This window comes from Enterobacter wuhouensis, assembly GCF_004331265.1.
In the GTDB taxonomy this organism is placed as follows: Bacteria; Pseudomonadota; Gammaproteobacteria; order Enterobacterales; family Enterobacteriaceae; genus Enterobacter; species Enterobacter wuhouensis.
Map to the genome: position 1 here is coordinate 182,573 of NZ_SJOO01000004.1, position 11,836 is coordinate 194,408.

At 57.7% G+C, this 11,836-nt stretch carries 10 protein-coding genes; 5 read left to right on the forward strand and 5 right to left on the reverse strand.

Going from position 1 to position 11,836, the window contains the following annotated elements:
- Positions 1-99: 99 nt before the first annotated feature.
- The 5 genes from E0L20_RS10915 to E0L20_RS10935 form a co-directional block, all read right to left on the reverse strand.
- Positions 100-333, reverse strand: coding sequence for a YgdI/YgdR family lipoprotein (locus E0L20_RS10915; protein ID WP_003856439.1), 234 nt, complete (start codon positions 331-333; stop codon positions 100-102).
- Between the two features lie 188 nt (positions 334-521).
- Entirely contained in the window at positions 522-3,746 is a 3,225-nt protein-coding gene (carB, locus tag E0L20_RS10920; protein ID WP_131633985.1) for a carbamoyl-phosphate synthase large subunit, read from the reverse strand.
- 18 nt (positions 3,747-3,764) lie between these two features.
- On the reverse strand, positions 3,765-4,913 hold the full coding sequence (gene carA / locus E0L20_RS10925; RefSeq protein WP_131633986.1) for a glutamine-hydrolyzing carbamoyl-phosphate synthase small subunit: 1,149 nt from the start codon (positions 4,911-4,913) through the stop codon (positions 3,765-3,767).
- Positions 4,914-5,367: 454 nt separating this feature from the next.
- Complete coding sequence (dapB, locus tag E0L20_RS10930; protein WP_131633987.1) at positions 5,368-6,189, reverse strand: 4-hydroxy-tetrahydrodipicolinate reductase; 822 nt, start codon at positions 6,187-6,189, stop codon at positions 5,368-5,370.
- Positions 6,190-6,321: 132 nt separating this feature from the next.
- Complete coding sequence (locus E0L20_RS10935) at positions 6,322-7,329, reverse strand: LacI family DNA-binding transcriptional regulator (RefSeq protein WP_131633988.1); 1,008 nt, start codon at positions 7,327-7,329, stop codon at positions 6,322-6,324.
- Positions 7,330-7,516: 187 nt separating this feature from the next.
- Between E0L20_RS10935 and E0L20_RS10940 the strand changes: the two genes are divergently transcribed.
- The 5 genes from E0L20_RS10940 to E0L20_RS10960 are packed head-to-tail and all read left to right on the forward strand — an operon-like array spanning position 7,517 to position 11,821.
- The gene (locus E0L20_RS10940) at positions 7,517-9,259 is read left to right on the forward strand and encodes a class I mannose-6-phosphate isomerase (RefSeq protein ID WP_131633989.1); all 1,743 of its coding nucleotides are present in this window, start codon (positions 7,517-7,519) and stop codon (positions 9,257-9,259) included.
- 2 nt (positions 9,260-9,261) lie between these two features.
- Positions 9,262-9,690: a PTS sugar transporter subunit IIA gene (locus E0L20_RS10945; protein WP_131633990.1), complete on the forward strand. Its 429-nt coding sequence runs from the start codon at positions 9,262-9,264 to the stop codon at positions 9,688-9,690.
- A 10-nt stretch (positions 9,691-9,700) separates the two neighbouring features.
- Complete coding sequence (locus E0L20_RS10950) at positions 9,701-10,195, forward strand: PTS sugar transporter subunit IIB (RefSeq protein WP_131633991.1); 495 nt, start codon at positions 9,701-9,703, stop codon at positions 10,193-10,195.
- A 10-nt stretch (positions 10,196-10,205) separates the two neighbouring features.
- Positions 10,206-11,003: a PTS mannose/fructose/sorbose/N-acetylgalactosamine transporter subunit IIC gene (locus E0L20_RS10955; protein WP_131633992.1), complete on the forward strand. Its 798-nt coding sequence runs from the start codon at positions 10,206-10,208 to the stop codon at positions 11,001-11,003.
- Positions 11,003-11,821: a PTS system mannose/fructose/sorbose family transporter subunit IID gene (locus E0L20_RS10960; RefSeq protein WP_131633993.1), complete on the forward strand. Its 819-nt coding sequence runs from the start codon at positions 11,003-11,005 to the stop codon at positions 11,819-11,821. Before E0L20_RS10955 ends, E0L20_RS10960 begins: the two co-directional genes overlap by 1 nt.
- Positions 11,822-11,836 lie beyond the last annotated feature (15 nt).

The window sequence follows — 11,836 nt, forward strand, 5'->3', positions numbered from 1 at the left end:
GCCTGTTGTTTTACTGCTTTCTTTTACCAAAAGAGTGTAGTCAGTAATTCAGCAGGCTAATAGTGAATATTATTGACGGGCTAACGTCAGAAATCTGAACTAGTTATCCAGCTCGCCCATTGATTTAACCTGGTCACGGTTAATCTGCTCGGTTTGGCCGGTTTCGGCATTTTTATAGGACACCAGGCCGGTGTCATCATCTACCTGCGGCTTGCCGTCGGTGACAATGGTCTTGCCATCGGTGGTTTTTACGGCCTGATTAGATGAACAGCCCGCAACGGTAAACATTGCAGTGGCAGCCAGAACGGAAGCGATCAGTAGTTTATTTTGCATGGTGTTTTCCCCTGCTCTCAGTTGAATTTGGTTATCTACCTAACCATTTTAGGTTAACTGACTGAAAGCGGATGGAAAACCAGAAGGTTCCGAAGAAGGGAAGGGAAAACGTAGGGCGGGTAAGCGAAGCGCCACCCGCCATTTGCCCGGCGGCGCTGCCGCTTGCCGGGCCTACGTGATAAAGCAGATTATTTGCTGATTTGCGCGTGCATTTCCTGGACCGAAATCACCTTCTCGGTGGCATCCGCGTTCAGCGCCATGGCCGTTGCGAAACCGCCGTTCAGGGTGGTGTCGTAGTGCACTTTGTACTGCAGCGCGCTGCGGCGAATCAGCTTGGAGTCTTCAATCGCCTGGCGGCCTGCGGTGGTGTTGATGATGTAGGTGTATTCGCCATTCTTGATGCGGTCCTGAATGTGCGGACGACCCTCATGCACCTTGTTCACCAGGCGCGGGTTGATGCCGGCTTCGCCCAGCACAATCGCCGTACCGTGGGTTGCATCCAGCTCGAAGCCCTGTTTCAGCAGCTTGGCGGCCAGGTCAACCACGCGCTCTTTGTCGCCTTCGCGAACGGAGAGCAGCGCACGGCCTGATTTTCTCATGGTGGAGCTGCTGCCCAGCTGCGCCTTCGCGAACGCTTCTGCGAAGGTGCGGCCCACGCCCATCACTTCCCCGGTAGAGCGCATTTCTGGCCCTAACAGCGGGTCAACGCCCGGGAATTTGTTGAACGGCAGCACCACTTCTTTCACCGAGTAGTACGGTGGAATGATCTCTTTGGTCACGCCCTGCTGCGCCAGCGTCTGGCCCGCCATCACGCGCGCCGCCACTTTCGCCAGCGGAACGCCGGTGGCTTTGGAGACGAACGGTACGGTACGCGCCGCGCGCGGGTTCACTTCAATCAGGTAGACTTCGTTGTCTTTCACCGCGAACTGGACGTTCATCAGGCCGCGAACCTGCAGCTCGAAGGCCAGCTTCTGCACCTGCTGGCGCATCACGTTCTGGATCTCCTGGCTCAGGGTGTACGCGGGCAGAGAACAGGCTGAGTCACCGGAGTGCACGCCCGCCTGCTCGATATGCTCCATGATGCCGCCAATCAGCACCATTTCGCCGTCGCAGATGGCGTCAACGTCCACTTCCACCGCGTCGTCGAGGAAGCGGTCGAGCAGCACTGGCGCATCGTTCGACACGCTCACCGCGGTCTGGAAGTAGCGGCGCAGGTCGGCTTCGTCATAAACGATTTCCATCGCGCGGCCGCCCAGCACGTAGGAAGGACGCACCACCAGCGGGTAGCCAATCTCTTTCGCCTTCTCAACGGCCATTTCGATGGCGGTAACGGTGGCGTTCGCCGGCTGTTTCAGCTTCAGACGGTCAACCGCCTGCTGGAAACGCTCGCGGTCTTCCGCACGGTCAATCGCGTCCGGGCTGGTGCCGATAACCGGCACGCCTGCCGCTTCCAGCGCGCGCGCCAGCTTCAGCGGGGTCTGGCCGCCGTACTGCACGATAACGCCTTTTGGCTTCTCGATGCGCACGATTTCCAGCACGTCTTCCAGCGTAACCGGCTCGAAGTAGAGGCGGTCAGAGGTGTCGTAGTCGGTCGATACGGTTTCCGGGTTACAGTTGACCATGATGGTCTCGTAACCGTCTTCGCGCAGCGCCAGGGAGGCGTGTACGCAGCAGTAGTCGAATTCGATGCCCTGGCCGATACGGTTTGGACCGCCGCCCAGCACCATAATCTTGTCGCGGTCGACGGACGGGTTCGCTTCGCACTCGTCTTCATAGGTGGAGTACATGTAGGCGGTGTCGGTCGAGAATTCAGCCGCACAGGTGTCCACGCGCTTGTAGACCGGGTGCAGGTCATACTGGTCGCGCAGCTTGCGGATTTCCGCTTCACGCACGCCCGCCAGCTTAGCCAGACGCGCATCGGCGAAGCCTTTACGCTTCAGCACGCGCAGGAAGTCAGCGTCCAGGCCGTTGATGCCCAGCTCCGCGACCTGCTCTTCCAGACGCACCAGCTCTTCAATCTGCACCAGGAACCAGCGGTCGATGTTGGTCAGGTTGAACACGCCGTCGACGGACAGGCCCGCACGGAAGGCATCGGCGATGTACCAGATACGCTCTGCGCCCGCGTCCTTCAGCTCGCGACGAATTTTCGTCAGCGCTTCCGGGTCGTCCAGGCTCACTTTCGGGTCGAAGCCGGTCGCGCCCACTTCGAGGCCGCGCAGCGCTTTCTGCAGGGATTCCTGCTGCGTGCGGCCAATCGCCATTACTTCACCGACGGATTTCATCTGGGTGGTCAGACGGTCGTTCGCGCCTGCGAATTTCTCGAAGTTAAAGCGAGGAATTTTGGTCACAACGTAGTCGATGGACGGCTCGAAGGACGCAGGGGTGCGGCCACCGGTGATGTCGTTCATCAGCTCGTCGAGGGTGTAGCCCACCGCCAGCTTCGCCGCCACTTTCGCAATCGGGAAGCCGGTCGCTTTGGAGGCCAGCGCGGAGGAACGAGACACGCGCGGGTTCATTTCGATAACAATCAGACGGCCGGTTTTCGGGTTCACGGAGAACTGCACGTTAGAACCGCCGGTTTCCACGCCGATCTCACGCAGTACCGCCATCGAGGCGTTACGCATGATTTGGTACTCTTTGTCGGTCAGGGTCTGGGCTGGCGCAACGGTGATGGAGTCGCCGGTGTGGATACCCATCGCATCGAAGTTTTCGATGGAGCAGACGATGATGCAGTTGTCGTTTTTATCACGCACCACCTCCATCTCGTACTCTTTCCAGCCAATCAGCGATTCATCAATCAGCAGCTCTTTGGTTGGGGAGAGATCCAGACCGCGTTCGCAAATCTCTTCGAACTCTTCGCGGTTGTAGGCGATGCCGCCGCCGGTGCCGCCCATGGTGAACGATGGGCGGATGATGCACGGATAGCCCACGTCAGCCGCGACGGCCAGCGCTTCTTCCATATTGTGTGCGATACCGGAACGCGCGGTGTCGAGGCCGATTTTCTTCATCGCCACGTCGAAGCGGCGACGGTCTTCTGCTTTATCAATCGCGTCGGCGGTTGCGCCAATCATGGTCACGCCGAACTCTTCCAGCACGCCCTGACGCTCCAGCTCCAGCGCACAGTTCAGCGCCGTCTGGCCGCCCATGGTTGGCAGCACCGCGTCCGGACGCTCTTTCTCGATGATTTTACGCACCACTTCCCAGTGAATCGGCTCGATGTAGGTAGCATCAGCCATTTCCGGGTCGGTCATGATGGTCGCCGGGTTGGAGTTGACCAGGATAACGCGGTAGCCCTCTTCGCGCAGGGCTTTACACGCCTGCGCGCCGGAGTAGTCGAATTCGCAGGCCTGGCCGATAACAATCGGGCCAGCGCCGAGGATCAGGATGCTTTTTATGTCTGTACGTTTTGGCATTGTCTTCTCAGCTCCTGATTATTTAGCGGTCTTACGGTATTGCTCGATAAGTTCGATGAAGTGATCGAACAGCGGTGCGGCATCGTGCGGGCCAGGGCTGGCTTCAGGGTGCCCCTGGAAGCTGAACGCTGGCTTGTCGGTGCGATGGATGCCCTGCAGGGTGCCGTCGAACAGCGACTTGTGCGTCACGCGCAGGTTAGCCGGCATGGACGCTTCGTCCACGGCAAAACCGTGGTTCTGCGCGGTGATCATCACCGTGTTGTTATCGATGTCTTTCACCGGGTGGTTACCACCGTGGTGACCAAACTTCATCTTAATGGTGTTCGCACCGCTCGCCAGCGCCAGAAGCTGATGGCCGAGGCAGATGCCGAATACCGGAATGTCGGTTTCCAGGAAGGATTTAATGGCGGCGATAGCGTAGTCGCACGGCGCCGGGTCGCCCGGGCCGTTAGAGAGGAAGATGCCGTCCGGGTTCATCTTCAGAACATCTTCCGCAGACGTTTGTGCCGGGACGACCGTCAGGCGGCAGCCACGGTCAACCAGCATGCGCAGGATGTTGCGCTTGGCACCAAAATCGTAGGCCACCACGTGGAACGGCAGCTCGCTCTCTTTTTTCGCTTCCGGCAGGTCGCCTTCCAGCGTCCAGCTCCCCTGCGTCCAGCCGTAGGCTTCCGCGGTGGTCACTTCTTTCGCCAGGTCCATGCCGTTCAGGCCCGGGAAAGCTTTCGCTTTTTCCAGCGCCAGGGCCGCATCCAGGTTATCACCCGCGATGATGCAGCCGTTTTGTGCACCCTTCTCGCGCAGCAGGCGCGTCAGCTTACGGGTATCGATATCGGCAATCGCCACGATGTTATGGCGCTTCAGGTAGGAAGAGAGGTCTTCGGTATTGCGGAAGTTGCTGGCAATCAGCGGCAGGTCGCGAATGACCAGGCCTTGCGCATGTACCTGAGAGGATTCTTCGTCAGCCGCATTGGTGCCGACATTGCCGATATGAGGATAGGTAAGAGTAACGATTTGGCGAGAATAGGAAGGATCAGTGAGGATTTCTTGATAACCGGTCATTGAAGTATTGAAAACGACTTCCCCAACCGCCGAACCCGTTGCCCCTATGGCCCGACCGATAAACTGGGTTCCGTCTTCCAGAACCAATAGCGCTGACTTAATCAAAACACCCTCCAGAGAATATTCACTCACTTTATTTGCATATTAATTCATAACCACGTCATGAATCAATGCAAATGTGTTGCCAGCGGATTTTTGGCAAACGGCGGCATTCTGGGGATTTGGTGGGTAAAAGTCAACTCAAACCGGATATTTTGTTTATTCTTTTGCGAGCCTGACGGCCTGAATGGTGGTTAAGCGGCAAAAAGATCAGGTAAATCACTATAGAAACCGCTTGCGCGACAAGTTTAGTGAAAATCCAGGTGTGAGAACACTAAAAAATAGACCAGATGGTCAAAATTTACATTACCGCAACACAAAACCCGAGAAAGAAATGCAGTTTTAGGCCTTATTTACGATTTTTGAAGTGAAGAGGAAAAAATAAAAGGGCAATAAAATATTGCCCTATGCAATCAATACATTACGACTGCAATAACCACATCACGATGGCTAATAAATCTTACAGATTGTTAAGATCGAGTACGTCTCGCATATCAAAAAGACCATTACGCTTGTCTTTAAGCCACAGCGCGGAACGTACTGCACCGTTTGCGAAGGTCATGCGGCTGGACGCTTTATGCGTGATCTCTACGCGTTCGCCAATATCGGCGAACATCGCGGTATGTTCGCCGACGATGTCACCTGCACGAACGGTAGCAAAACCAATGGTGCCCGGGACGCGCTCGCCGGTGTGGCCTTCGCGGGAATAGACCGCAATGTCTTTTAAATCTTTATCCATTGCATAAGCAATCGCTTCGCCCATCGCCAGCGCGGTGCCGGAGGGCGCGTCAACTTTATAGCGATGGTGCGCTTCAACGATCTCAATGTCGGTATAGTCGCCCATGACTTTCGCCGCCTTCTCAAGCAGCTTCAGCATCACGTTAACGCCCACGCTAAAGTTTGCCGCGAAGACGATGGCAATCTCACCGGACGCATCCTGAATGGCCTGTTTACCGGCATCATCGAAACCGGTGGTGCCGATGACCATCCCTTTGCCGTGCTGACGGCAAAAGGCCAGGTGATTCAGCGTGCCTTCCGGGCGCGTAAAATCAATGAATACGTCAAAATCCTCTTTTACCGCGTCCAGGCTGCTTTGCACGGTTACGCCCGTCTGGCCTGCGCCCGCCAGCTCACCCGCATCGGTACCCAGAAGCGACGAGCCTTCGCGCTCCAGCGCCGCGCCGAGCGCCACGCCATCCATCTGTAGCGCCGCCTGAATCAGCTGACGGCCCATACGTCCACCCGCGCCCGCAATGGCGACGCGGATCTGTGCATCATGCATAGTTATTCTCTTACGTTAAAATGATGTAAACCGTTTTCAGATTAACCAGCCTTCGCTGCGGCTGCCACTGAAAACGCCGATAATTAGAATTTAATGATAAACAGGGAGAGATATCAGTTAAAGACATGATCGTCAGCGAAAACCGCATGATTCCCGCACCACCAGCGCTGGCGGCAGGATGATCCGTTTAGGGGGTTCGTCGTTGCCCTGTATGCGGCTGAACAGTAACTCCCCGGCTTTGCGGCCAATCTCTTTTGCCGCCACCGATACGGTGGTTAACGCGGGCTGCACCAGCGCCGCTTCGGTAATGTCGTCAAAGCCGACCAGCGCAAAATCACGCCCCGGCTCGCGGTCCAGTTTGCGAAGGCTTTGCATCACCCCCAGCGCCACAATATCCTGATAGCAAATCGCCGCGCCGATCTCCGGATGCTCAAGGAGCAGCGCCTCCGCCACGCGCGCGCCGTCGCTTTGGCTGGCCTGCGAGGTTCTGATCCAGGCAGGATTCGGCGTGACGCCGTACTCCAGCAGCTTGCTGGTAAAGCCGCCGATACGCTGCGCCCGCGAGCCCGAGTTTTGGCTTCCTCCGATGAACGCAATGTGCCGGTGCCCCATTCTGAGCAGATGCTCGGTCGCCATCTGCGTGCCCAGGAAATTGTCCGTTCCGACAAAATCAAAATCCGGATCGTTCAGCGGGCGCACGACCATGATAGCGGGAATGTTGCGCCGCTTCAGCCCGTCAAAAAAGGCCTGTGGCGTTTCGCGGGCCGCGCACAGCACCATGCCGCCGACGTTATTGCGCATCAGCGAATCGACGAATTTTTGCTGCCGCTCTGCGGATTCCTCGCTGTTTGCCAGAAAAAGCAGCAGCTCATGGCGCTCCATTTCATGGCTGAGCCCCGCCGTCATCTCACCGTAAAACGGGTTGGTGATATCGTGTAAAAGCAGCCCGACCTGGTTACTGCTGCGATTGCGCAAATTGGCCGCCGTCTGGTTGTAGACATAGCCCGACTCGTCCAGCGCCCTGAGCACGCGTTCACGCGTGCTTTGCGAAATACGGCCTTTGTTGCAAAGCACCATAGAGACCGTCGCCGTTGACACGCCGGCGCGTTTCGCGACATCGGCCAGAGTAATTCCCGTCATATTGCCTCCTTAGTCACCCCTACAGATTAATCGAATAATCTATTTTTTGCATTTTTCCCTGTGAGACTCTTCACACTACCGCCGCCGATCCAGATTTGATTGCCATTTATGGCGGGTTAATCGCGTTAACCACTCTTCTCAAATTCGGTTAATCGAATAACCTTAAATAACGATTACGGAGGATACAATGACCACTTACGACAAATTCCCCACGGTGACGATTCAAGGCTTTGACGACAGCGCATGGCAGGGATGGGAGGCGATTACCCGCATCCTTGCTGCAAAAACCCAGCAGCGCGGCAGCACTGTCCTGGTGATTGATTGCTATCCCGGCGTGCGCATGACCGAACTTGAAGAGAACGTGCTGCCGCGGTTACGCCCGGCGCTGACGATCAACGTTGAGCAGGCGCGACAGGATGAGCGCGCCATTCATGAGATGCTGGCGCGCAACCTCACCGACGACCGCGTCTTTGGCGTACTCTCCTGCCACCAGCTCGGTGAATTTTTCGATTCCGCGCGCTTAGAGGCCCTGCGGAATCAGGTGCATCAGTGCCCTGAGGGGCTGATTGTGATTTACGGTCCCGGCGCGGCGCTTGTCCACCCCGGTGATGTGCTGGCGTATGCCGATCTGCCGCGCTGGGAGATCCAGCAGCGCATGCGCAGCGGCGAGATGGGAAACTGGGGCGCAGAGAATCAGCAGAAAGACATGCTCCGCCGCTACAAGCGCGCCTTTTTTGTCGAATGGCGCGTCTTCGATCGCCACAAAACGCCGCTGCTCAGGCGCGCCGATTTTTTACTGGATACCACCCGAGCGGACCAGCCGGCGATGGTCAGCGGTGAAGCCCTGCGGGCGGGGCTTGAGCAGACGACAACGCGGCCTTTCCGCGTGGTGCCCTTTTTCGATCCCGGCGTCTGGGGCGGCCAGTGGATGAAACAGCAATTCGATCTCGATCCCTCTGCACCCAACTACGCATGGTGTTTCGACTGCGTGCCCGAGGAGAACAGCCTGTTACTGCGTTTTGGCGCAGTGCGGATCGAGATCCCCTCTCAGGATCTGGTCCTGCTTGAACCTCGCGCTCTGCTGGGCGAGAAAGTTCACGCGCGTTTCGGCGCAGAGTTCCCGATCCGCTTTGATTTCCTCGATACCATTGGTGGGCAAAATCTGAGCTTCCAGGTCCATCCGGTTACGGAATACATCCAGCAGCAGTTTGGAATGCACTACACCCAGGATGAGAGCTATTACATTCTGGAAGCCGAGCCGGATGCCGTGGTCTATCTGGGCACCAAAACCGGCACCGAGCCTCAGGTCATGATGGACGATCTCCGGCGCGCGGGGCGGGGTGAAAAAGCGTTTGATGATGCCCGCTTCGTGAATCAGATCCCGGCGAAAAAGCACGACCATTTCCTGATCCCCGCCGGTACGGTGCACTGCTCCGGCGCGGGAACCATGGTGCTGGAGATCAGCGCCACGCCGTATATCTTCACCTTCAAGCTGTGGGACTGGGGCCGTCTGGGCCTGGACGGCCTGCCGCGTCCGGTCCATCTGGAGCACGGCGAAAAGGTGATTGACTGGCAGCGCGATACCCAATGGGTGCATCAGCATCTGGTGAATCAGTTTGAACCGATCGCGGAAGGCAACTGCTGGCGCGAAGAACGCACCGGCCTGCACGAGCGTGAATTTATCGAAACTCGCCGCCACTGGTTTAGCGAACCCGTTATGCACCATACCGGAGGCGGCGTGAACGTATTGAATCTGGTGGAGGGCAGCGAAGCGATTGTCGATAGCCCAACCGGAGCGTTTGAGCCGTTTATCGTCCATTACGCCGAAACCTTCATCATTCCGGCATCCGTGGGGGAATACCGCATTTCACCGTCAGCCAACGCTTCCGGGCAGGCGCTGGCGACCATCAAAGCCTGGGTAAGGAGCTAGCGATGATTCATTTTCTTGTTGCCACCCACGGCCCATTAGCCGCCGCGCTGCTGGAAAGCGGCCGGATGGTGTACGGCGATCTGCCCGGCGTTCACGCCGTGTGCCTGACGGAACAGGCGGGAATTGAGGGCTTCCGCCGCGACTTCAGCGCCGCGCTGGACGCGGCAGGCGTTAACGCCGACGGCGTGCTGGTGCTGTGCGATATGCAAAGCGGCACGCCGTGGAACGTGGCCTGTGAGGCCGCGTTTAATCCGCGCACGCAGCCGCCGGTCGCGGTGGTGGCGGGGGTCAACTTCCCGATGCTGCTGCAAACCGACGAGGTGATGGCGGCACGGGATGTTCATCATGCTGCCGCGCACATTATCGAACTCACTCTGCCGACGCTGGTACAGGCGAAGCCGGTAGATTCTGCACAGACAGACGACTTTTAAGGAGCCGCATATGAGTATTTCTTTTGTTCGCATCGACGACCGCGTGATCCACGGGCAGCTCATCACACGCTGGGCCAAGGAGCTGCCCTGCGACGGCATCGTAGCCATTGACGATGCCGTCGCGGCCGACCCGCTGCTGTCATCGGTCATGAAGGGGGCCGTCTCAGATACCAAAGTGTGGCTGTTCGATACGGCCACCGCGATCGAAAAACTGCCAAAAGTGATCGCCAGCGAGAAGCGTTATTTTGTGATCGGCAAATCTCCGATCACGCTGCAGCGCATTGAACAGGCCGGCATTAGCCTGAAAAACAGCAACGGCAAAATCAACGTGGGGCCGATGAGCGCTCGCGCCAACACCACCACTATCGGCCCGAATCAGTCGGTCACCCAGGATGAAGCGGCGGCATTCGACTGGCTGAGCGAACACGGACACGCGATCGAATTCCGCCTGGTGCCCGATGCCAGTTTTTACACCTGGCAGGACGCCAGACAAAAGCTGAAATAAGGAGCAGACAATGATTATCGAAGCGTCTTTAATTGGCCTGCTGTGTTATCTGGGCGCGCTCAGCAGCCCGTGGCTTTTAGGGCTGACCGGCGGCTGGTATCTCCTCTCCCGACCGCTTATTTCCGGGATGCTGGTTGGCCTGATCCTGGGCGATATAAAGACCGGGATCATGATTGGCGTGGCGGTGCAGGCGGTCTATATCGCGATGGTCACCCCCGGCGGCTCGATGCCCGCAGATTTAAACTTCGTGGCGTATCCGGCCATTGCGCTGGGGATACTTTCCGGCAAAGGACCGGAGGTTGCCGTCGCGCTGGCGGCAACCATCGGTATCGCCGGAACGATTCTCTTCAATGCCATGATGGTGCTGAACTCGTTCTGGAACCATCGGGCGGATGTGGCCCTGGAGAACGGCGACGAGCGCGGGATCTACCTCAACAGCGCCATCTGGCCGCAGGCGATGAACTTCGTGCTGCGCTTTGTGCCTACCTTTATCGCCGTCTTTTTTGGCGCGCAGTACATCAGCGGCTTTATGGACAGCCTGCCGCACGTCGTGCTGTCCACCATGAACGTGCTGGGCGGCATTTTGCCCGCCGTCGGTATTGCCATTCTGCTTAAGCAGATCATCAAAAGCTATACCATGCTCATCTACTTTCTGGTGGGCTTCGTCTGCATCGTTTTCCTGAAGCTCAATATGGTTGCGCTGGTGATCGTGGGCGCCCTGCTGGCGCTGATCCATTACAACTATAAACCCGAAGCACCGCAGGCCGTGACTTCAGCACCCGTACCCGACGACGAGGATGAATTCTGATGGAAGAACGTAAACTCACCCGCAAGGATCTGCGCCGCTGCTGGCGGGCGTGGATGATGCACAACCTCTCCTCAATGAGCTTTGAGCGTCTGGAATCCTTCGGCTTTTGCCTGAGCATGCTGCCGGTGGCAAAAAAGCTCTATCCCGACGCGGCTCAGCGCACCGAGATGCTGCGCCGCCACGCGTCGTTCTACAACACCGAGCCACAGATTGGCGCGATTGTTAACGGTATGGCGCTGGGGCTGGAAGAGAAGAAAGCCAACGGCGAGCCAATTGATGGGGAAACCATAAACACCCTGAAGGTGGGCCTGATGGGGCCGATCGCCGGGATCGGCGATTCGATGATCCCCGGCATGCTGATCCCGATCCTCCTCAGCATTGGGATGGCGCTGGCGGCTGGCGGAAATATCCTCGGCCCGCTGTTTTATACCGTCGCGTGGCTCGCCATTATTCTCCCCGGCTCCTGGTTCCTGTTCCTTAAAGGCTACCAGATGGGCTCAGGCTCCGTTGAGATGCTCGTCAGCAGCAAATCCACCCGGCTGCGGGAAGCGCTTTCTCTGCTGGGGGTTTTCGTCATGGGCGGCGTGGCGGCCAGCTACGTGAAGCTGGGAACCGGGCTGGAGTTCATCACCCGCGATGGGGTTAACATTCACGTGCAGCAGATGCTGGACGGTATTTTCCCACAGCTGCTTCCGCTGGCCGTGGTGCTGGGGACATGGTATCTGATGGCAAAACGCGGCGTATCGCCGGTAAAAGCGATGGTGTTGCTGCTCATACTCGCCGCGCTTGGCGTAGCGTCCGGGTTGTTTGCCGGATAAGAGAACCGGGGCAAT